Source organism: Marinobacterium sp. MBR-111, assembly GCF_040547585.1.
Lineage (GTDB): Bacteria > Pseudomonadota > Gammaproteobacteria > Pseudomonadales > Balneatricaceae > Marinobacterium > Marinobacterium iners.
In genome coordinates this window covers 1-21,603 of sequence record NZ_JBEPQA010000036.1, presented here as the reverse complement: position 1 = coordinate 21,603, position 21,603 = coordinate 1, and the positions used below count along the sequence as shown (strand labels likewise).

The window sequence follows — 21,603 nt, the reverse complement described above, 5'->3', positions numbered from 1 at the left end:
GCTCATCGGAGTAACGAGGCATACAGATCTCCAAACGCCCCTGAGTGAATAAGAGAGTTTAACAAAGGACGCGACAACTATCCTGACAGAGGGGGTGCTTCATCAGTCGGTACACGCGCTTATGGTTCACTCGTTCATCGTTGGCTGTGAGCAATCGATTCAGTCGAGCCGTGATCCTTCGATAGCCATTGGCCGCACGGGCATCGCACAGCTCACGGATAAACGGCAAATGCCGGTCATCGTCCTGTTTGTTGTATCTCGGGCTTCGCCCTTTCTGGCGACCATGAAGACGATCCAACAGATTGGAGCGCGATACCTTCAGCACTTCCGCACTGACAACCTCATCACCGGATTCAACCGCGGACATGCCACCGTCTTTCATCAGCTTCTTCCAACGGAATAACAGACTAGCTGATATACCATGACGCCGGGCTACAAGCGACACCGACATGCCTGGCCGCTCACACTCCGCGACCATGCATGCTTTCTCCTGCGTGGAATAACGGCGACGGCGCTGCATTCCGGTTATGACTTCAATTCTCTCCACCTTGGACACTCCTTTGCACTAGGTCTATGCCTAGGCCTTTGCTTAGACCACGGTGTCCGGTTTAAATGGGGGCTACTACAGTCGTCAATCGTAGACTGCGAAAGAACGGGAATTCCTTTTCCACCAATTTCTCTCGTGTGAGGTTTTTGGTGAGCTTTATTCGATCAACTTGAGAGAGATTTCTTGTTGCCTTTAGTTTGCCAGCATTTGCAGGGTATCGCTTAATAGTATCGGCATATGCTCTTATAAGATGAATGCTTAAATCTGTTATGCGCGGCATACTTTCGTTATTGAGGGCTTCAAGTATCGAAACGAAGAGTTGGCTTTTTTGAGAATACCATTTGATGCTGGAGCTTTGTGCATCAGCATCTTGTTTCCGCTGCATGAACTGGTCGACAAGCACGTCCAGTGTGGGATTCTCGTCTGGCGTGTACTGTCTAGTGGTTTTCCCGGTATTGTGATAGTCAATCGTTTGTTTAAGGCGGTTGTTGTCGTCGATGGTTTGTGACCACTTTAATGCCACATCACCGCGCGCAGCTAAGGCTCGCTCAAGCAAGTCTGACTCCCCGCCGTCAAGAGAGTCATCAAGCGACTCCAGAAACTCGATACACCTCCCTTCCTTGTTGGCTTGGTCATATCGCATCAGAAGTTCCATTGCCTTACCGAAAACTTCTACATCTGTGAACTCGCGTGAAAGGTCGTCAAACATCACCCACATCCGTTTGCTAAGTCTCAGGGCTTCCGCGCGATCCTTAGTGCTGAGCGAGCGCCAGAACGATTGTTTTGAGGTCAGATTATTCTGCCTCATGTGTATCGGGATGCGAATCTGAAAAACGAATGTGCCAGCCCGATTGGTAGTCAGGTAAGAGGGTGGGGGGGTAGTCTTGATAGCCATGTTATGCACTCTTGTGTGCACCACGGCGAAAATGAAAGGGCTGAAACGACAGAAGCCCCGTCGTAACGGGGCTTCTGTCTAGAATTTGGTGGTGGGAGGTGGATTCGAACCACCGAAGCTCGCGCGTCAGATTTACAGTCTGATCCCTTTGGCCACTCGGGAACCCCACCAAAGAGCTGCGCATTCTAATGATCACGCCGGTGCTTGTAAAGCCGCACTGTCCTGAGATTGATCAGGCTTTTTAGGCTATGCAGTTTTTTCTTGATGATGGTTTTTTCATATGAAAAAAACTCATTTTCGATCTCGCTCCCCTGTAGCCCCTGCCATACCGCATTTGTGGCCGCCAGCCGGCGCTGGCTACACTCCAAACGGCTGAAAATCAAGATTGAAATCTTTCCTCTAATATCTATATTTAGTGCCCTGTAAGCAGTGCCACACTATATATAGTGCTTTCCGTCTAAAAAGTGATCAGGCGTTCTCATAGAGTGCGTACTGATAGCGACACATGCTGTCACAGCCACGGGCCGGGCTGGGCGGGCTGCTTCAGGGAATACAGGCAGCATCACGCCTGAACGACAACACTGACTGAAACTGGGATGAGCGTCATATGCAGCAGAATCTGATGGTTACCAAACGTGATGGACGCCGCGAGCCGATCGACCTGGAGAAGATCCATCGCGTGATAATCTGGGCTGCCGAAGGGCTCGAAAACGTTTCGGTTTCTCAGGTTGAGCTCAGTGCTCACCTTCAGTTTTACGAGGGCATCAAAACCTCGGATATTCATGAAACGCTGATCAAGTCAGCTGCCGATCTGATTTCGGAAGAGGCTCCCGACTATCAGTACCTGGCTGCACGTCTGGCGATTTTCCATCTGCGCAAACGGGCCTTCAACGACTTTGAGCCGCCGCATCTCTATGACCACGTTGTGCGCATGGTCGAAGACAACCGTTACGACCGTCACCTGCTCGAAGATTACAGCCGTGAAGAATTTGACGAGCTGAACGCCTATCTTGACCACAGCCGTGACATGAACTTCAGCTATGCGGCCGTGAAACAGCTTGAAGGCAAGTATCTGGTCCAAAACCGTGTCAGTGGCAAGATCTTCGAAAGCCCGCAGCAGCTGTACATGCTGGTATCGGCCTGCCTGTTCTCCAATTATCCGCGTGAAACACGGCTGGGTTACGTTAAGCGGTTCTATGACGCGACATCCCTGTTCAAGCTGTCGTTGCCGACGCCGATCATGGCTGGGGTACGTACTCCAACACGCCAGTTCAGCTCCTGCGTATTGATTGAAGCCGATGACAGCCTTGACTCCATCAATGCCACAGCCGCGGCTATCGTCAAGTATGTGTCCCAGCGTGCCGGAATCGGTATCAATGCGGGCCGCATTCGCGCCATTGGAAGCCCGATCCGTAACGGTGAAGCATTTCATACCGGCTGCATTCCGTTTTACAAGCACTTCCAGACTGCCGTCAAATCCTGCTCTCAGGGTGGGGTGCGTGGTGGTGCAGCCACACTGTTCTACCCGATCTGGCATCTGGAGGTTGAATCCCTGCTGGTGTTGAAGAACAACCGAGGTGTTGAAGAGAACCGCGTACGTCACATCGACTACGGGGTGCAGATCAACAAGCTGATGTATCAACGCCTGATCAAGGGTGGCAACATCACCCTGTTCAGTCCGCACGAAGTGCCGGGGCTGTATGAAGCGTTCTTTGCTGATCAGGACGAGTTTGAACGTCTCTATGTGCAGTACGAGCAGGATGAGTCGATTCGCAAGAAGACCATCAAGGCGGTTGAGCTGTTTGGGCTGATGATGTCCGAGCGTGCCTCTACCGGTCGTATCTACGTGCAGAATGTAGACCATTGCAACACGCACAGCCCGTTTGACCCGGCCGTGGCGCCGGTGAAGCAGTCCAACCTCTGTCTGGAGATTGCACTGCCGACCAAGCCGCTGAAAGACGTGAATGACCCCGATGGCGAGATCGCACTCTGCACCCTGTCAGCATTCAACCTGGGTGCGCTGGCCAACCTGGATGAGCTGGAAGACCTGGCGGATCTGATCGTGCGTGCGCTGGACAGTCTGCTGGACTACCAGGACTACCCGATCCCGGCCGCTCGCAACGCTACGATGTCACGACGTACGCTGGGTGTAGGCGTTACCAACTTTGCCTACTACCTGGCCAAGAACGGTGTACGTTACTCTGATGGCAGTGCCAACGGCCTTGTGCACCGTACGTTCGAGGCGATTCAGTACTATCTGCTCAAGGCATCCAACCAGCTGGCCAAGGAGATGGGGCCTTGCCCGAAATTCAACGAGACCACCTACGCCAAGGGGCTGCTGCCGACTGACACCTACAAGCGTGATGTCGATGACTACTGTCAGGAGCCGTTGCACTACTTCTGGGAAACACTGCGCGAGGACATTCGCGAGTTCGGTCTGCGCAACAGCACACTGACGGCGTTGATGCCCTGCGAAACCTCCTCCCAGATCACCAACTCCACCAACGGTATCGAGCCGCCACGTGGTTTTGTATCGGTGAAGGCGAGCAAGGACGGCATCATGAAACAGGTGGTGCCCGAGTATCTTGAGCTGAAAAACCAGTACGAGCTGCTCTGGAGCATCCCGAACAACACCGGCTATCTGCAGCTGGTGGGTATCATGCAGAAGTTTGTTGACCAGTCGATCTCGGCCAACACCAACTACGACCCGTCCAAGTTCCCGGGCGACAAGGTGCCGATGAAGCAGCTGCTTCAGGATCTGCTGACAGCCTACAAAAACGGTGTAAAGACCCTTTACTACCACAACACCCGTGACGGCGCTTCTGATCAGGCTGACGACGGTGGTTGTGAAGGCGGAGCCTGCAAGCTCTGATCAGACCCTCTGATGTTCATGTTTCAACAGGCGCTCACAACCGGTGAGCGCCTGATCAGGTTTTGTTTTTTTCAGGAAAGCACCGATGTCATATTCCACTTTCAGTCCGAGTAACCACGACGCCACACGTGAACCGATGTTTTTCGGTCGCCCGGTCAATGTGGCGCGATATGACAAACAGAAATACCCGATTTTCGAAAAGTTGATCGAAAAACAGCTCTCTTTCTTCTGGCGTCCCGAAGAGGTCGATCTGACCAACGATCGCAAGGACTTCATGGACATGCCGGACCATGAGAAGCACATCTTTCTCAGCAACCTGAAGTACCAGACTCTGCTGGACTCGGTTCAGGGGCGCTCGCCCAACGTGGCGTTTCTGCCGGTAGTGTCTCTGCCGGAGCTTGAAACCTGGTTTGAAACCTGGGCATTCAGCGAAACCATTCACAGCCGCTCCTATACCCACATCATCCGCAACATCATTACCGAGCCGTCCGAGGTGTTTGACACCATCGTGACCAATCCGGAAATCATCAAGCGGGCCGAAGCGGTTACTCGGCTGTATGACGAATTCATTCAGCTGGTCAGTGTCTACTCCGTGCATGGTGCTGGTGTACATCAGATCGACGGCGTCAGCTACGATGCTTCACTGTACAATTTGAAGAGAAAACTTTATCTGACGCTGGTTTCGGTGAATGTACTGGAAGCGATCCGCTTCTACGTCAGCTTTGCCTGCTCCTTTGCCTTTGCCGAACGTGCCCTGATGGAAGGCAATGCCAAGATCATCAAGCTGATTGCGCGTGATGAGGCACTGCACCTGACCGGTACCCAGCACATGCTTAATCTGATGGCATCAGGGGCGGAAGACGCGGACTTCAAACAGATCGCGGTTGAGTGTGAGGAACAGGTTTACGCCATTTTCCGTGAGGCGGCACAGCAGGAGAAGGAGTGGGCCGAGTATCTGTTCAGTGAAGGCTCAATGATTGGCTTGAACGCGCGCATTCTGGGCGACTATGTCGAGTACATCACCAACGTACGCATGAAGGCGCTGGGATTGAATGAAATTTTCCCGGCGCGGCAGAATCCGCTGCCCTGGATGAACGGCTGGCTGGTCAGTGATAACGTGCAGGTGGCGCCTCAGGAGGCGGAAATCAGCTCCTATCTGGTCGGACAGATCGACAATGATGTCGGCAGTGACGATTTTGACGGCTTTGACCTGTAAGCGAGGGACGCATGTCAGGTATTCCACGAATCAAGGTCAGCAATTACCACACATTCTTCTATCAGTATGAGTTTTCTCTGCTGGATGCGCTTGAGTCACAGGAGATTCCCGCCCCTTATAACTGCCGGGGTGGTTACTGTGGCTGCTGTAAAGTGCGCCTGCTGGATGGTGAAGTGGAGTATGTGCAGGACAGTCTGGTAGACCTTCAGGGCGATGAAATACTCACCTGTTGTTGCCGACCGAAGACACATATCGAGATTGAATTGCCCGAAGATTGAACCGGGTCACAAAATCGACATGAAGTGAAAGAAGCGCCTTGACAGGGCGCTTTTTTTTTGAACTTGTACACATGCCTGAGGCGCACTGAGTGAGGCCGGTGCATAACCCGTTTCAGCGAAGACGTATTGCTCTATTGACATATGTAAGCTATTGTTTTTTATGGATTTGATCGAAAGCTGACGTTTTTCTTACCAATTTGCTGAAGGCCTCGAATTACGCTGGATTGAGCCATTCTTCCCAATAGTAATCACAGTTTTATCCACAGAAATTGTGGGTAACGAAAGGGGCTATTCGAGCTCCGTTTTCTGCTTGTATTCACATAAATCTTCAATCACGCAAGCACCGCAACGAGGCTTGCGTGCCGTGCAGACATAGCGTCCGTGCAGGATCAGCCAGTGGTGTGCATCCACCAGAAAGGGTTTGGGTACATGGCGCAGCAGTTTTCGTTCGACTTCCAGTACGGTCTTGCCTGGGGCGATACGAGTGCGGTTGGCGACGCGAAAGATATGGGTGTCAACCGCCATGGCGGGCTGGCCAAACGCCGTGTTGAGGACCACGTTGGCAGTTTTGCGGCCAACACCAGGCAGCTTCTCCAGCTCGGCGCGTGTCTGAGGGACTTCGCTGTTGTGCTCTTCAATCAGGATGCGGCAGGTCTTGATGACGTTTTCGGCCTTGGTGTTGAACAGGCCGATGGTCTTGATGTACTGCTTCACACCATCCACTCCGAGGGCCAGAATGGCTTCAGGCGTATTGGCGATGGGATAAAGCTTGCGGGTAGCCTTGTTGACGCTGACATCGGTTGCCTGTGCCGACAGCATGACGGCAATCAGCAGCTCAAAGGCGTTGCTGTATTCGAGTTCGGTTTCAGGGTTGGGGTTTTCGGCCTGCAGGCGGCTGAAAATCTGGTATCGCTTGTCGGCATTCATCGCGGTCTGTCCGGTTACGGGCAAAACTGCGATTATTCCAGATCCTCGGCCAAGGTGGTACGGTTGCGGCCGTTCTCCTTGGAGTAATACAGCGCTGTGTCGGCATCTCGCATCCACTCTTCATGGGATTGATGCTGGTTGCCAAGCTGAGAAATGCCAAGGCTGGCGGTAAACTGTATACGGTTGGGGCCGTGCCTTACTTCCAGCATCTCGATTGCACGGCGAACCCGTTCGGCGAACACCATGGCGTTGGTGGCTGTGGTGTTGACCAGCAGAACGCCGAACTCCTCGCCGCCATAACGGCCCGGCGTATCCGTGGAGCGCGCATGGTGGCGCAGGGTTTCAGACAGGGTACGGATGACCTCGTCACCGGCCTGATGGCCGTAGGTGTCGTTGATCGCCTTGAAGTGGTCCACATCCATCATGACCAGGCTGGAGGGGGTCTGAGTTCGACGGAAGCGCTCATACTCCTGTCGCAGGCACTCTTCCCAATAGCCACGGTTTGCAAGACCACTGAGTCTGTCTGTGCGACTCAGCAGTGCGAGCTCGGCGTTGGCATCACGCAACCCTAACTGGCTCATGGCGGCTGCTGTCATGTCATAGATCATAATGCCGACATGGTCGATCTTCCCACTAGGAGACGAGAGCGGAATCAATGTCACGTTCTGATACATGAACTCAGCCAGTCCAGTAATAGGGTGGTACGGCTTGAAGCGGAACAGGTAAGGGCGCTCTTCCCAGGTGATAAAGGCACGATTGCGAAGCATGAAGACGCTTTCAAGCTTGCGCTGAAACCATTGTCCGGGGAAGTCATCGAACAGGTCTTCCAGTCGTTTGCCGTAAGCAATGGCGTCACGTACACCGGAATGGTTGGTCATGAAGTTGTTCCAGAGGTGAACGCGGTGGTCGGCATCCAGCACAATCAGGCCCACATCCAAGTGTTGCAGGAGTCCCAGTTGCCAATGGAACTCATCCACGCTCAGTATGTGTTCCGGCGGGTTGATCATCACAGATGCCTCACTAATTCATTCATGGCCGGAAGTGAATCTTCGGTAAACAGCAGCAGCAGGTCACAGCTCAAATCGCGTCCCTCGATCCGGTAACCGATGTCGATGCTTAGTGTTCGCGTCCAGCGGCTGTTCTGTTGCAGGTTCGGTATACTGCAGTGCTGGCCCAGAATCAGTGGCGAGCCCTGGCCAAAACTCAGATCCAGCTGTGATCCAAGCCCGTTCAAGAAGGCGCCGATCAATAGGTTTGCGATATCCATCATCAATTCGCGTTCGACCTGGTCGGTGATTGCACCTTCATGGCCGAGCATATAAGCCAGATCCTGACTGCTGGAATTACTGAACATCAGCAGGGCTTCACCGGCGATGCCAGGTGCGATAAAGCCCTGACAGATAGTGGTGATCGGGTTGTCTCCAGTCGCCTGATGCAACGCCATGTCGAATTCACACAGCTCAACCAACTGTACATGGGGGATCGGCAATTCGATAAAGACCTGCAACAGCCGTGCAAGGCGGTCGGCTGCCTGGCCCATGGCGACGTTAGCCAGCTCCTGGTAGCTCTCGGTCAGTTCAAATGCCTGCGATACCGGGTCGAGGCCCAGGTCGCGAGTGCGGTTCAGTGGTTGTGGACGTACACCTTCGAGGTCGGCTTCAACTGCATCATTTACGGTGTCGGCGGGGCGTTCGGCAAGTTCTTCGAGCAGGCCGAATGAGCGCAGAGACTGGGTCAGGAGGTCGGTATCCAGCGGTTTGCGGATGAAATCAAGTGCGCCGAGTTGAATCACACGCTCACGGGCTTCCGGCTGAACATCGCCGGATACAACGATGGTAAGAGTGGGCAGGTCATTGGCACGGATGCGTTCCAGTACCTGGTAGCCATCCAGCAACGGCATGTTAAGGTCGAGAAACAGCAGCTCACCCTTGCCGGCCCTGATCGCCTCAAGTGCCTCCAGGCCATGACTGGCGTGTGTAATGTCCACATTCCATTGTTTCAGCGCTCGCTCCATCTGCTTGCGAGCGAGGCGGGAATCATCACAGATTACGACGGATAGCGGTTTGCCCACCTTGGCTCCTGTTGATCGAAAATGATGCAGGTTTGGCCGAGGTTAATGAAAAAGGGTTTGGGTTTCAATGAGTGAAAAGTGTCATCAACCGGTAACGCGTACCCTTTTGCTACCCGTCAAGGTTTTGGGAGTCTGTTGCTTGCGGCGTTCTTCCAGGCGCGCATCGATTATGTTCTTCAGTGCAATCAGCAGTCCAAGACCAACAAAGGCACCCGGTGGCAGAATGGCAAACAGGAAGCCTGGGTAGTCCTCGAATATCAGCCACTTCCAATTGCGTGCGGCTTCGCCGAACAGCAGGTGCATGTCACTGAACAGCGCGCCGGTACCCAGCAACTCGCGCATACCGCCCAGCAGGACCAATACGGCGGTGAAGCCGACGCCCATCATCAGGCCGTCCAATACTGAGGCGCGCACCGGGTTCTTGCTGGCAAAGGCATCGGCACGGCCCATGATGGCGCAATTGGTCACAATCAATGGAATGAAGATGCCCAAAATCAGGTAAAGCTCATAGGTGAATGCCTGCATCAGCAGTTCGATCGCCGTCACGAAAGAGGCAATGATCATTACGAAGATCGGCAGGCGTACGGTTTCCGGCACCAGTTTGCGGAAAGCGGATACAGTCAGGTTTGAGCTGACCAGTACCAATGTGCTTGCAAGGCCAAGGCCAAGGGCGTTCACTACGGAGGCGGTGACGGCCAGCAGGGGGCAAAGGCCCAGTAGTTGCACCAGTGCCGGATTGTTGGTCCAAAGGCCGTCCAATGTAATCTTGCGGTAGTCGACGCTCATTGTGTGACTCCTGCCGCAGAAGCGGCGTCAGCAGTAACGGGTTGCAGCAACTGTGCGCGGTGAGCCCGGAAAAACTCGATTGTGCGGGCGGTGGCGTTTACGATCGCACGTGGCGTGATAGTAGCACCGGTGAACTGATCAAATCTGCCACCGTCTTTTTTAACCGCCCAGTTCTCGTCACGATTAACCGCCATGTGAGCCCCCTCAAAAGCCAGAATCCAGTCGGATTTGGCCAGCTCGATCTTGTCACCCAGCCCCGGTGTTTCCTTGTGGCTTAGGACGCGTACACCGGCGAGCGAACTGTCGGCATTCACACCGATCAGCAGCTCGATGTTGCCGCTGTAGCCATCCGGTGCAATCACCGGAAGCAGTACAGTTACCACCTCGCCGGAATTGATTGCCTGCCAGCCTGTGCTGCCGGAAGGGTAGCCCAGCTCAGGCGCGGCACTGAGCTGAATCTCATGCGACAGCAGATCGGGATCTATCTCGCGAGGCACGATTTCATACAAGGCACGGGCCTGAAATTCGGCTTTGTTGTGCGCGATTCTCTCGCGTGTACTCAGCTGAGTGAAGGCGATGACAGCCGCTGTTACGATCGCGAAAATGCCGATGGCCAGGGCGTTATTGCGAATGGCCTGAAAGACCTCGTTCATGCCTTGCCTCCCTGTCCCTTTTTGGCCCTGTTATGGCCATAGCTGCGTGGCTGGGTATAGATATCGATAAAGGGCGCCGCAAGATTCATCAGCAAAACCGCGAAGGCCACACCATCGGGGTAGTTGCCCCAGGTACGGATAATGAAAATCAGGATGCCAATACTGGCACCGAACACTATCCGTCCACGGTTACTGGTCGCGCTGGAGACCGGGTCGGTAATGATGAAGAACGCCGCCAGCATGGTGGCACCGGTGCTGAGGTGGAAGAAGGGGTCAGCATAGTTGTCGGGATCAAAACCGAAAAACATGCTTGAACACAGGGCCAGTGCCAGCAGCATGGAGATGGGTGCGTGCCAGGTGATCACCTTGCGGTACAGCAGAAAGATGCCGCCCATCAGCCAGGCGGCACTGACTGCGTGCCAGGCGCCGATGCCTTGTGACAATACGGTGGACTGGCGCCAGGCTTCTTCGGTGGTCAGGCCGCCACGGTGGCGGATTTCATCCAGAGGGGTCGCTCCGGTAAAGCTGTCATACCAGAGGTTGTCGGCGGCGGCGAAGATGGCCTTCAGCGTGTCGAGGAACGGCGCTATCTGCCAGCCGTCGCCATTGAGTACGAAGGGGGCGGTCCAGCGTGTCATTTCCACCGGGAACGAGATCAGCAGGAGGGCATAGGCCACCATGGCGGGATTGAACGGGTTCTGGCCCAAACCGCCGTAAAGGTGCTTGCCCAATACAATGGCAACAAACACGCCGACCAGTGTCATCCACCAGGGCGCGAAGGGAGGAATTGCCACGGCCAGCAGCATGGCGGTGACAATGGCACTGCCATCGCTGAGGTGAAACAGCACCGGGCGCTTGCGCAGCTTGAGTATTACAGCTTCAAATCCCAGTGCCAGCAGGCTGGCCCAGATAATCTGGATTACAGTGCCCCAGCCGAAAAAGACGGTCATGGCCAGAATGCCGGGCAGCATGGCCAGCATCACCAGTCGCATCACATTGGCGGTGCTGTTGGCCTTGTAGACATGAGGTGAACTCAGTCGGATCAGTGACATCGGTGTGCGATCCTGTCTTAAGTATCAGTTGGGTTTAGGCCGGCGAGTGCTCGCTCAGGCTCTGGTTTAGTGCGTCGGATTTCTTGCGGGCTTCCACCAGTTCGGTTTCCATCTCCCGACGTGCCTGTTCGTCTTCCGTCTTGGTCAGTGCGCGTTCCAGTTTGGTCACCGCTGCGCGGGCCATGGCGGCATCAATCTTGAGCTGCTTCAGGTCTACGCCCTTTTCGGCGGCGGCAGCGGCTTCTGCCTGCTCAGCTGCCTTAAAGGCCTGCTCGGCTTCTTCCGACTTCTGTTCCAGATCGGTCAGGGTGGTGCGCAGGGCATCGATGCCATCCAGTCCCTTGTCTTCAGCGTTCTTGAGAGCGTCACGGGCCTTTTTCAGCTTGGTACGGGCAACCGCTGCAGCGGTTTTCAGTTGCTTCAGGTCTGGTGCTGCACTGGCTGCAGGAGCGGTGTTGCCGGGTTCGGCCTGTGCCTTGTCCGCTTCGGTACTCTTGCGAGACTGTTGTGCCCGTGCGGCCTCTTCGGCTCGTGCCTTGCGGCGTGCTTCCTTCTCGGCCTGCTCGCGTTCGAGCCGCGCCTGACGGGCTTCAAAACGCTGACGCGCATGGTCAGCCTTGCGTTGTTCGGCTTCTTCGGTACGAATCTCGGATTTGGCAAAGCGATAGTACTGCACCAGCGGAATGCTGCTGGGGCAGACATAGGCACAGGCGCCGCACTCGATGCAGTCGAACAGGTTGTGATTACGCGCCTTGTCGAACTCACGCCCTTTGGAGAACCAGTACAGCTGCTGCGGCAGCAGCGTAACGGGGCAAACCTGCTCACACATATTGCAACGGATGCAGGGCTGCTCAGGTGGTGCCTGTGGCATTTCCTCATCGCTGGCGGCAATGATGCAGTTGGTGGTCTTGATCACAGGGATCTGATCATGCGCGACCGTGACCCCCATCATCGGCCCGCCCATCACCAGCCTGAACAGACGGCCTTCGTACAGGCTGGCAGCATCCAGCAGGTCGGCGAAGGGGGTACCAATCAGGGCTTCAAAATTCTGCGGCTTGGCCACGGCGTCGCCGGTGACGGTCACAATGCGGGAAATCAGCGGCTCGCCAAAATGTACCGCACGATGGATGGCGGTTGCCGTGCCCACATTCTGGCACACAATGCCGATATCGGCAGGGATGCGACCACTTGGCACTTCCAGTCCGGTGAGCAGCTGAATCAGCTGGCGTTCACCGCCCGAGGGGTACTTGGTGGGCACAACACGGATATCAATATTCAGCTCGCAACCCTTGAGTACCGCTTCCAATGCGTGGATTGCCTGCGGCTTGTTGTCCTCGATGCCGATCATGATATGGCTTGGGCGCAACAGGTGGCTGATGATGCGAATGCCGCTGAGAATGTCGGCGGCACGCTCACGCATCAGCATGTCATCAGCCGTGATATAGGGTTCGCACTCGGCGGCGTTGATGATCAGTGTGTTGACGATATGGTCATCACCCAGATGCAGCTTCACATCGGTAGGGAAGCCAGCACCGCCCATGCCGGCGATGCCGCACTGGCGGATGTACTCGATCAGAACCGAGGGCTCCAGCCGGGTGTAATCCTGCAGGCCCTGGTGTTCAATCCACTCATCCTGACCGTCGGTTTCCAGCGTGATGCAGTCAGACTCAAGGCCTGATGCATGCGGCACCGGGTGTGGCCCGATGGAGCGCACAATGCCTGAGGTAGGCGCGTGCAGCGATGCGCTGATACGGCCCACCGGTTCGGCAATCAGCTGTCCCTTGAGTACACGATCGCCCACATTGACCACCGGGTTGGCGGCAATGCCGATATGCTGCTGCAGTGGGATATAGAGCATCTTCGGCAGCGGTGCATGGGCAATCGGGGTGCGGGTAGACTGCTTCTTGTTTTCCGGCGGGTGCACGCCACCGTGGAACGCAAATACCTTGCCCATCAGTGTGCCTCCTGCTGTTCGGCGCCGCGACCACGGTCGGTCGCGATCAGGCTGGAGGACTCGGTTGGCGAGGGCCATTTCCAGTTGGTAATGGTGGTTTCCACCGGAATCATATCAATACAGTCCACGGGGCAGGGTTCAACACACAGGTCGCAGCCGGTGCACTCGTCGACGATGACGGTGTGCATCTGCTTGGCGGCGCCCAGAATCGCATCCACGGGGCAGGCCTGAATGCATTTGGTGCAGCCGATGCATTCATCTTCGCGGATAAAGGCAACCTTTTTGACCTGTTCTTCGCCGTGTTCGGCATCCAGCGGCACCGCTTCCACATCGAGCAGGTCAGCCAGCGCTTCAATGGTGCTTTGACCACCGGGCGGGCACTTGTTGATCGCCTCACCATTAGCGATCGCTTCCGCGTAGGGGCGACAGCCCGGGTAGCCGCACTGGCCACACTGCGTTTGTGGCAACAGGGAATCGATCTGATCCACGATCGGATTGCCCTCGACACGAAAGCGTACCGAGGCATAACCCAGAATCACGCCGAACACGACGGCGAGGCAAAACAGGATAAGAATAGCGGTAATAACGGTCGTCATCGTCGCCTCCGCCTCAGAACTGCACGAGGCCGGCAAAGCCCATGAAGGCCAGCGACATCAGACCGGCGGTGACCATGCCGATGGCCGCACCGCGAAAGGGAACGGGCACATCCGCGACGGCGATTCGCTCACGAATGGCCGAGAACAGCACCAGCGCCATCGAGAAGCCGACGGCAGCACCAAAACCATAGGCGATCGATTCAAGGAAACCGTTCTGCTTCTTGATGTTGAGCAGGGCAACGCCGAGTACCGCACAGTTGGTGGTGATCAGCGGCAGGAAGATGCCGAGCAGCTTGTACAGAAGAGGACTGGTTTTGTGCACCACCATTTCGGTGAACTGCACCACTACCGCAATCACCAGAATAAAGGCGATGGTTTGCAGGTATTCCAGCTCGAAGGGGACCAGCAGGGTCGAGTACACCAGATAGCTGCACACCGACGACAGCGTCAGCACGAAGGTGGTGGCCAGGGACATGCCCATGGCCGTTTCCAGTTTGTTGGAAACACCCATGAACGGGCACAGCCCGAGGAACTGGACCAGTACGAAGTTATTCACCAGTACGGTGCTGATCAGGATGAGCAGAAATTCAGTCATAGCCCCTGTCAATGCCTCAAGCCCTGCCGGCATGACCGGGCAGGGCGTATTAGATTCCGCTGAATTTTACCGGATTTATAACCTTAGGGTATAGATCCGCAGGCCGAGCGCAAGCGCCCGATCCCCGACTCAGATCAGATCTGCCTGCTGAATTTTCTGCAACAGTGCCTTGACCTGTGCGGTTGGGGGCAGTTCTGCGTCGGCCTCAAGCACCAGATCTGCCTCAAAATCATCACGCTGAGTCAGCAGCAACAAACCGGCAGCCTTGAGTGCGGCAACCTGCTCAGTGTTCTGGAAGGTCAGTGCCAGCGGCAGGCGGCCACGATTGAACAGTTGTTGCTCAAGTGTATACAGCAGCGTTGCACCCTGAGCCGCGTCAGTGGCCTTGATCTGAACCAGTGCCGCTTTCTGACCAAAGCGCTCGGCACGCTGCTGAGTGCTGATGATGGACTCGGCGTGCAGCTCAATCGCACTGTCATCTTCAGCTTCGGCCTGAATCATGCCTGCTGCCACGGTGGCGTTGGTCAACCGATCAACGATAATGAACGAGCCGGTGCCCTTGTGACGACGGTAGTCATCCGCCACTACGGCGCGTTCCAGACTGATCTCGACCTGAGCGATCTCGTTTAGTCCCAGTGTCGCTGCCGGGCTTTGTTCCAGCGTATTCACATCGATGCGGTGACGAATCGCGCTGACACGCCCTGCCGTGCGGGTGCTGGCCAGCTTGATTTCGTAGCTGCGCCCCGGAATCAGCTCCTGTTCCGACATCCATACCAGATGCGCTGCGAAGCGGTTAGTCACTTCCGGTACCTGATCACTGTGTACGATCAGGTCGCCACGGGAGATATCGATTTCGTCTTCCAGTGTCAGCGTCACCGCCATGGGCGCAAACGCCTCGGCCAGCTCGCCATCGAAGGTTACGATCGATTTCACCTTGCTGGATTTGCCGGAGGGCAATACCGTCACCGCATCCCCCGGGCGCACGATACCCGCACTCAGGGTACCGCAGTAGCCGCGGAAGTTCAGGTTCGGACGGTTGACGTACTGTACCGGGAAGCGCAGTTCATCAAAATTGGCGTCTCCGGCGATCTCCACGTTTTCCAGTGTCTGCATCAGCGAATCGCCGCTGTACCAGGGCATGTTCTCTGACGGGTTGACCACGTTGTCGCCCTTCAGGGCGGAAATCGGTGCGAAGTGGATATCCTTCAGTCCCAGTCCCTGAGCAAAGTTCAGGTAGTCCTGCTTGATCTGCTCAAAGCGTTCTTCGCTGAAGTCCACCAGGTCCATCTTGTTGATCGCCACCACGGTGTGCTTGATGCCCAGCAGGGACACGATGAAGCTGTGACGGCGGGTCTGCACCTGAACCCCGTGACGGGCGTCGATCAGGATGATCGCCAGATCACAGGTGGACGCACCGGTGGCCATGTTGCGGGTGTACTGCTCGTGCCCCGGGGTATCGGCAATGATGAACTTGCGCTTGGCGGTGGAGAAGTAGCGGTAGGCCACGTCGATGGTGATGCCCTGTTCGCGCTCGGCCTGCAGGCCATCGACCAGCAGCGCCAGGTCGATCTCGTCGCCGGTGGTGCCGACTTTCTTGCTGTCGTTCTGAATCGCGGCCAGCTGATCTTCATAGATCATCTTGGAGTCGTGCAGCAGACGGCCGATCAGGGTGGATTTGCCGTCGTCTACGCTGCCGCAGGTGAGAAAGCGCAGCAGCTCCTTGTTCTCGTGCTGGTCCAGATAGGCGTCGATGTCGGTGGCGATCAGATCAGATTGATGACTCATAATGCTGTACTCAAATATCCGTTAACGAGATGGCGGTGGCGGCTCAGAAATACCCTTCGATCTTCTTCTGCTCCATGGAACCGGCGCTGTCGTGATCGATGGCGCGGCCCTGGCGCTCTGACGTAGTGGTCAGCAGCATCTCCTGAATGATCTCGGGCAGGGTGTCGGCATCGGATTCCACGGCGCCGGTCAGCGGGTAGCAGCCCAGCGTACGGAAACGGATATTCTTCATCATTGGCACTTCGCCATCCGCCAGCGGCAGGCGCTCGTCGTCGACCATGATCAGCATGCCATCGCGCTCGACCACCGGGCGCACCGCCGAGAAATACAGCGGAACGATGGGGATCTGCTCCAGATGGATATACTGCCAGATGTCCAGCTCGGTCCAGTTCGACAGCGGGAATACGCGGATGCTTTCGCCCTTGTCGACGCGGGTGTTAAAGGTGTTCCACAGCTCCGGGCGCTGGTTCTTCGGGTCCCAGCGGTGGTGCTTGTCACGGAAGGAGAACACGCGCTCCTTGGCGCGGGATTTCTCTTCATCACGGCGGGCACCGCCAAAGGCGGCGTCGAACTTGTACTGGTTCAGCGCCTGCTTCAGACCCTGGGTCTTCATGATGTCGGTGTGCTTGGACGAGCCATGGGTGAAAGGGCTGATACCCATCTCAACGCCTTCGGGGTTGATGTGGACGATCAGGTCCATACCGGCTTCCTGCGCCATATGGTCACGGAACTGGATCATCTCCTTGAACTTCCAGGTGGTGTCCACGTGCAGCAAAGGGAAGGGCGGTTTGCCCGGATAGAACGCCTTGCGTGCCAGATGCAGCATCACGGAAGAGTCCTTGCCGACAGAATAGAGCATGACCGGATTGTCGAACTCGGCAGCCACTTCACGGATGATGTGGATGCTCTCGGCTTCGAGCTGCTTGAGATGGGTCAGGCGGTGTTCCGGCAACAGATTCATCATTCGACTCTTTCACTTGGTTGCGACACGAAAGCCCCGGAGGGCTAATAACTGGATGGCATTATGTCGAACCGCCAATAAAATAAAAAAGAATATATAAGCATTTTTATATTCCGTATGGTGATATGGGCGGTATCGACTAATGGTTATAACAAAATTATCAATTAGTATTTTACGTTATAAAGACGACTGGGTAACATGGCGATCTGTTTCAATGACGCTCAGTAGAAAGGTTGAACTGACATGTACCAGTACACCGAAGTGGATCAGAAGCTGGTAGACGAACGGGTGGCGCAGTACCGCGACCAGACCCGGCGCTACCTTGCAGGCGAGCTGCCGGACGAAGAGTTCCGTGCATTGCGCCTGATGAACGGCCTTTATATACAGCGTCAGGCACCGATGCTGCGCGTGGCGGTTCCCTATGGTCTGATGTCTTCGACCCAGATGCGCAAGCTGGCGCACATCGCCCGCACCTATGACAAGGGCTACGGTCACTTCACCACCCGTACCAATATTCAGTACAACTGGCCCACACTGGAGTCGGTACCGGATATTCTGGCCGAGCTGGCCGAAGTGCAGATGCACGCCATCCAGACTTCGGGCAACTGTATTCGCAACACCACCACTGACCCCTACGCCGGCGTCATCGCCAGTGAGCTGGAAGATCCGCGTCCCTGGTGCGAGATCATCCGTCAGTGGTCTACGCTGCACCCGGAATTCGCCTACCTGCCGCGCAAGTTCAAGATCGCCGTCACCGGTGGTCCCGAAGACCGTGCCGCTTCGCAGGTTCACGACATCGGCCTGCATCTGGTCAAGAACTCGCAGGGCGAGATCGGCTTTGAAGTGCTGGTCGGCGGCGGCCTGGGCCGTACCCCGGTGATCGGCAAGCAGATCCGTCCCTTCCTTGAGGGGTGTGACCTGCTCTCCTATCTGGAAGCGATCATCCGCGTGTACAACCTGAACGGTCGTCGTGACAACAAGTACAAGGCGCGCATCAAGATCCTGGTGAACGCCATGGGCATTGATGCCTTCCGCGAGCAGGTCGAGACCGAGTGGGCCGAGATCCGCGAATCCGACCTGCGCCTGTCGCAGGACGAGATCGACAAGGTTAAGGCCCAGTTTGCACCGCCGGCCTACGCGGCGGATGCGGTCAACAATGACCTGAACGCCCAGCTGGCCGAGAACGATGACTTCCGCGTCTGGTACGAGCGCAACACCGTTGAGCACAAGGTGCCGGGCTACCGCATCGTTGTGGTATCGCTCAAGCCCTACCTGAAGGCGCCGGGCGATATCACCGACGTGCAGATGGATACCGTGGCCGATCTGGCGGACAGCTTCTCGTTTGGCGAGATTCGCGCCACCCATCACCAGAACCTGGTGCTGGCCGACGTGAAGCAGGGTGATCTGCTGCAGGTATGGAAGATCCTTAACGCCAACAACCTGGCGCGGCCCAATATCGGCACCCTGACCGACATGATCGTCTGCCCCGGTTTTGATTTCTGCGGTCTGGCCAACGCCCATACCCTGAACATCGCCGAGCAGATCAACGAGAAGTTCGAACAGGTGGACTACCTGCATGACGTGGGCAACGTCCGCCTGAACATGTCCGGCTGCATCAACGCCTGTGCGCACCACCATGTGGGCCACATCGGTATCCTCGGCGTCGACAAGAAGGGCGAGGACTGGTACCAGTTCACACTGGGCGGTTCGTCCGAGGCCGATGCGGCGCTGGGCAAGGCACTGGGCAAGGCGATTGCCGCCGACGAGGTGGCCAACACCATCGAAAAGATTTTGCTGACCTACATTGAACAGCGTGAATCCGAAGAGGAAAGCTTCCTCGATCTGGTACGCCGTGTGGGTGTGGACCCCTTCAAGGAGGCTGTATATGGCGCTGATCATTGATCGCAAACCGGTAACCGAAGATCGCTGGCAGTGGCTGGCGGATGATCAGGCGCTGCCCGCCGAAGGCCCGGTCGTATTGCCGCTGGCACGCTGGCTGGACGAGGCCGATGCTCTGGCAGGCCGTGAAACCGGTGTGCAAGTGAACGGTGACGACGACCTGCAGCAGGTACTGGCACTGCAGGACCGTGTCAGCCTGTTTGCAGTGGAATTCCCGGCCTTTACCGATGGCCGCGGCTTCAGCATCGCACGCCTGCTGCGCCGCGGCGGCTTCAAGGGTGAAATCCGCGCCATTGGCGACGTGACCCGTGACCGTCTGGCGCATCTGGAGCGCTGCGGCTTCAACGCCCTGCAGGTACCGGACGAGCGTTACAGCCCGGACGTATTGCAGGCGTTTGACGAAATCGGCGTACAGTATCAGGGCGGTGCGGCACTGACACGCCCGGCGTACCCCGTGCGCTGAAACGGAATCAGGAGAGAACACAGATGAGCATCGATCTGACTGCCGCCAATGCAGAATTGGCAGGCAAAACACCACACGAGATCATCGCCTGGGCCATCGCCCACAGCGACAAGCCGCTGGTGACCACCAACTTTCGCCCGTATGAATCCGTGATTCTGCATATGGCGGTTCAGGTGAAGCCCGATATTCAGGTACTCTGGGTCGACTCAGGCTACAACACCTCGGCCACCTACCGCTTCGCGGAAAAGCTGATCAAGGATCTGAACCTGAACATCCACACCTTCATCCCGCAGATGAGCGCAGCCCGTCGCAACGTGCTGATGGGCGGCATCCCGGATGTGGACGATCCGCAGCATGACGAGTTCACCCGCCAGGTGAAACTGGAACCCTTCCAGCGCGCACTGGCCGAACTCAAGCCCGACCTGTGGCTCAACGCCATTCGCAAGGATCAGACCGAGTTTCGTCAGTCACTCGACATCGTATCCGCAAGCAAGGATGGCATCATCAAGGTTGCACCGCTGTTCAACTGGACAGAAGCCGACATGGATGCCTACCTGGCCGAGCACAACCTGCCCAACGAACACGACTACTTCGACCCAACCAAGGCGCTCGAAACCCGTGAGTGCGGCCTGCATACGCAGCTGTAAGATCGCCCCGCAGGTCTCGCTGCCTTGTGAGACCTTTACAGGGTGCTCAACGGGCTTCTAACGCCCTGGGCGCCCTGTTTCAATACATGCGTATAGATCTCGGTTGTCTTCACGTCGGCATGACCAAGCTGCTGCTGTACCGTGCGTATATCAACGCCTGATTGCAGCAAATGCGTTGCAAATGAGTGCCGGAGGGTATGACAGGATACCAGCTTGCGAATACCGGCATCCCGAGCGGCTTTTCTTATCAGTTTGTTCAGGTTACTCTCATCGTAATGGTGTCGGCGCAGGAGTTTGTCGGCAGGGTCAATACTCAGGCGAGAAGCAGGGAAGAGATAATGCCAGCAAGATTCAAACGGCGCATTGGGATACTTTCGAGCAAGGGCATCAGGCAGCCAAACGCCCGCGTAACCTTCGCACATCAAATCCTGCTTGAGGTAATTGTCAACCCGCTCAACCTGCTGACTCAGCAGGGGCAGAAGCTCTTCCGCCAGTGTCGCCAGACGATGCTTGCCACCCTTGCCGTTGATCACCCGAATTTGCCTGTAGTCGAAATCGACATCTTTGACTCTCAGGCGAACCAACTCGATACGCCGCAATCCCGAGCCATACAACATGGCGGCCATCAGATAGTGGACCCCGGTCAGTTGGCTGAGCAGAGCGGTCACTTCCTTAGTCGTCAGCACAACAGGCAGTTTGCGAGGCTTTCTAGCAGGGCTGAAGCCCGACAGGTCGCCCACTGTTTGACCCAGGAACTTGGTTTTAAGAAAAACAATTGCGTTGAGGGCAAGCGTCTGAGTCCCGGCAGAAACATTACGCTCAACGGCCAAAAAGGTCAGAAAACGAATGATATCTTCATCATGCAGCTGGCTAGGATGGCGCTTACCGCTGTACAGAATGAAGTACTTGATCCAGTAAAGATATGTGCTGATCGTCCGGCGACTGTAGCGCTGGACCAACATGAAGTCCTCAACGGACTTGAGAAAAGGAGATTTCGACATGTACCACACCTCATCCATGAAATGTATGCAGACCGTTATACCCGCTGGGTGACGTGATGTCGAGAAAAGTACCTTTTTGACAGTTCGACTTAGTGTCAACTCATTGTATATCAATGGGTTATGAATCTGCGACCAGAATTATAAGGTATACCCGATAATAATTATTATGAGGTCGAAGGCCTCATAAATGGGCTGTTGAACATAACCGCTTCGCGGTGGAGTGCGAGATTTTAAAGAGGCATAGGGACATGCCGAACAGAGCGATACAACGGCTATTTCAGTCGTATAAAGCGGCGCTGGATGAGTCGCGTCAGCCACGGAAAAACCGGCGGGCGATTACATCTATTACGTATTGTAGAACGCGGGATATGGGGGTGAGTTATTACGCCTGCCCGGACTGTCAGG

20 protein-coding genes, 1 tRNA gene and 1 pseudogene are annotated in these 21,603 nt (G+C 56.0%); 7 read left to right on the top strand and 15 right to left on the bottom strand.

Annotated features, from left to right (window positions below):
* Positions 1 to 97: 97 nt before the first annotated feature.
* The 3 genes and pseudogenes from ABIE61_RS17280 to ABIE61_RS17270 all read right to left on the bottom strand — a co-directional run.
* Positions 98 to 547, bottom strand: a pseudogene (locus ABIE61_RS17280) (transposase); the annotation flags it as partial.
* A 61-nt stretch (positions 548 to 608) separates the two neighbouring features.
* Positions 609 to 1,442 (bottom strand): DUF6538 domain-containing protein, encoded by an 834-nt coding sequence (locus ABIE61_RS17275; RefSeq protein ID WP_354411776.1) that lies wholly within the window; start codon positions 1,440 to 1,442, stop codon positions 609 to 611.
* Positions 1,443 to 1,528: 86 nt separating this feature from the next.
* Positions 1,529 to 1,612, bottom strand: a tRNA-Tyr gene (locus tag ABIE61_RS17270).
* 437 nt (positions 1,613 to 2,049) lie between these two features.
* On the opposite strand from ABIE61_RS17270, the gene nrdA reads away from it, so the two are divergent.
* The 3 genes from nrdA to yfaE all read left to right on the top strand — a co-directional run bounded on the left by nrdA (position 2,050) and on the right by yfaE (position 5,808).
* A complete protein-coding gene (nrdA, locus tag ABIE61_RS17265) occupies positions 2,050 to 4,314 on the top strand; it encodes a class 1a ribonucleoside-diphosphate reductase subunit alpha (RefSeq protein ID WP_091827120.1) in 2,265 nt (754 codons plus the stop codon).
* Between the two features lie 85 nt (positions 4,315 to 4,399).
* Positions 4,400 to 5,530 carry a class Ia ribonucleoside-diphosphate reductase subunit beta gene (gene nrdB, locus ABIE61_RS17260; protein ID WP_354411773.1) on the top strand — a complete coding sequence of 377 codons (1,131 nt, stop codon included), beginning with the start codon at positions 4,400 to 4,402 and terminating at the stop codon, positions 5,528 to 5,530.
* Positions 5,531 to 5,541: 11 nt separating this feature from the next.
* A complete protein-coding gene (gene yfaE, locus ABIE61_RS17255; RefSeq protein ID WP_091827122.1) occupies positions 5,542 to 5,808 on the top strand; it encodes a class I ribonucleotide reductase maintenance protein YfaE in 267 nt (88 codons plus the stop codon).
* 288 nt (positions 5,809 to 6,096) lie between these two features.
* On the opposite strand, the gene nth is transcribed toward yfaE, so the two are convergent.
* The 11 genes from nth to cysD form a co-directional block, all read right to left on the bottom strand.
* Complete coding sequence (gene nth, locus ABIE61_RS17250) at positions 6,097 to 6,735, bottom strand: endonuclease III (protein ID WP_091827123.1); 639 nt, start codon at positions 6,733 to 6,735, stop codon at positions 6,097 to 6,099.
* A 32-nt stretch (positions 6,736 to 6,767) separates the two neighbouring features.
* Positions 6,768 to 7,742, bottom strand: coding sequence for a GGDEF domain-containing protein (locus ABIE61_RS17245; RefSeq protein ID WP_354411769.1), 975 nt, complete (start codon positions 7,740 to 7,742; stop codon positions 6,768 to 6,770).
* On the bottom strand, positions 7,742 to 8,806 hold the full coding sequence (locus ABIE61_RS17240) for a response regulator (protein ID WP_354411768.1): 1,065 nt from the start codon (positions 8,804 to 8,806) through the stop codon (positions 7,742 to 7,744). The genes ABIE61_RS17245 and ABIE61_RS17240 overlap by 1 nt, the downstream gene beginning before the upstream one ends.
* A gap of 84 nt (positions 8,807 to 8,890) precedes the next feature.
* Complete coding sequence (locus ABIE61_RS17235; RefSeq protein ID WP_354411765.1) at positions 8,891 to 9,592, bottom strand: electron transport complex subunit E; 702 nt, start codon at positions 9,590 to 9,592, stop codon at positions 8,891 to 8,893.
* Positions 9,589 to 10,245, bottom strand: coding sequence for an electron transport complex subunit RsxG (gene rsxG, locus ABIE61_RS17230; protein WP_354411763.1), 657 nt, complete (start codon positions 10,243 to 10,245; stop codon positions 9,589 to 9,591). Before rsxG ends, ABIE61_RS17235 begins: the two co-directional genes overlap by 4 nt.
* Positions 10,242 to 11,297 (bottom strand): electron transport complex subunit RsxD, encoded by a 1,056-nt coding sequence (gene rsxD, locus ABIE61_RS17225; RefSeq protein WP_354411761.1) that lies wholly within the window; start codon positions 11,295 to 11,297, stop codon positions 10,242 to 10,244. The genes rsxG and rsxD overlap by 4 nt, the downstream gene beginning before the upstream one ends.
* Positions 11,298 to 11,331: 34 nt before the next feature.
* Positions 11,332 to 13,251 carry an electron transport complex subunit RsxC gene (gene rsxC, locus ABIE61_RS17220; protein WP_354411758.1) on the bottom strand — a complete coding sequence of 640 codons (1,920 nt, stop codon included), beginning with the start codon at positions 13,249 to 13,251 and terminating at the stop codon, positions 11,332 to 11,334.
* Positions 13,251 to 13,847 carry an electron transport complex subunit RsxB gene (gene rsxB / locus ABIE61_RS17215; RefSeq protein ID WP_091827130.1) on the bottom strand — a complete coding sequence of 199 codons (597 nt, stop codon included), beginning with the start codon at positions 13,845 to 13,847 and terminating at the stop codon, positions 13,251 to 13,253. The genes rsxC and rsxB overlap by 1 nt, the downstream gene beginning before the upstream one ends.
* 13 nt (positions 13,848 to 13,860) lie before the next feature.
* Positions 13,861 to 14,442, bottom strand: coding sequence for an electron transport complex subunit RsxA (gene rsxA / locus ABIE61_RS17210; protein ID WP_091827131.1), 582 nt, complete (start codon positions 14,440 to 14,442; stop codon positions 13,861 to 13,863).
* 129 nt (positions 14,443 to 14,571) lie between these two features.
* Positions 14,572 to 16,227: a sulfate adenylyltransferase subunit CysN gene (gene cysN / locus ABIE61_RS17205; protein ID WP_354411755.1), complete on the bottom strand. Its 1,656-nt coding sequence runs from the start codon at positions 16,225 to 16,227 to the stop codon at positions 14,572 to 14,574.
* Positions 16,228 to 16,270: 43 nt separating this feature from the next.
* A complete protein-coding gene (cysD, locus tag ABIE61_RS17200; RefSeq protein WP_502915072.1) occupies positions 16,271 to 17,188 on the bottom strand; it encodes a sulfate adenylyltransferase subunit CysD in 918 nt (305 codons plus the stop codon).
* Between the two features lie 243 nt (positions 17,189 to 17,431).
* On the opposite strand from cysD, the gene ABIE61_RS17195 reads away from it, so the two are divergent.
* From ABIE61_RS17195 to ABIE61_RS17185, 3 genes are read left to right on the top strand one after another with little or no spacing between them, the layout of a single operon-like run.
* Positions 17,432 to 19,090 (top strand): nitrite/sulfite reductase, encoded by a 1,659-nt coding sequence (locus ABIE61_RS17195; RefSeq protein ID WP_354411752.1) that lies wholly within the window; start codon positions 17,432 to 17,434, stop codon positions 19,088 to 19,090.
* Positions 19,074 to 19,550 carry a DUF934 domain-containing protein gene (locus tag ABIE61_RS17190; RefSeq protein WP_354411750.1) on the top strand — a complete coding sequence of 159 codons (477 nt, stop codon included), beginning with the start codon at positions 19,074 to 19,076 and terminating at the stop codon, positions 19,548 to 19,550. Before ABIE61_RS17195 ends, ABIE61_RS17190 begins: the two co-directional genes overlap by 17 nt.
* Positions 19,551 to 19,573: 23 nt before the next feature.
* Positions 19,574 to 20,197 carry a phosphoadenosine phosphosulfate reductase domain-containing protein gene (locus ABIE61_RS17185; RefSeq protein WP_354411747.1) on the top strand — a complete coding sequence of 208 codons (624 nt, stop codon included), beginning with the start codon at positions 19,574 to 19,576 and terminating at the stop codon, positions 20,195 to 20,197.
* A 35-nt stretch (positions 20,198 to 20,232) separates the two neighbouring features.
* Here ABIE61_RS17185 and ABIE61_RS17180 read toward each other — a convergent pair whose 3' ends face one another.
* On the bottom strand, positions 20,233 to 21,198 hold the full coding sequence (locus ABIE61_RS17180; RefSeq protein ID WP_354411744.1) for an integron integrase: 966 nt from the start codon (positions 21,196 to 21,198) through the stop codon (positions 20,233 to 20,235).
* A 248-nt stretch (positions 21,199 to 21,446) separates the two neighbouring features.
* Here ABIE61_RS17180 and ABIE61_RS17175 point away from each other — a divergent pair.
* Positions 21,447 to 21,603 (top strand): transposase zinc-binding domain-containing protein (locus ABIE61_RS17175; protein WP_354411779.1); only part of this gene is annotated, 157 nt, incomplete at its 3' end.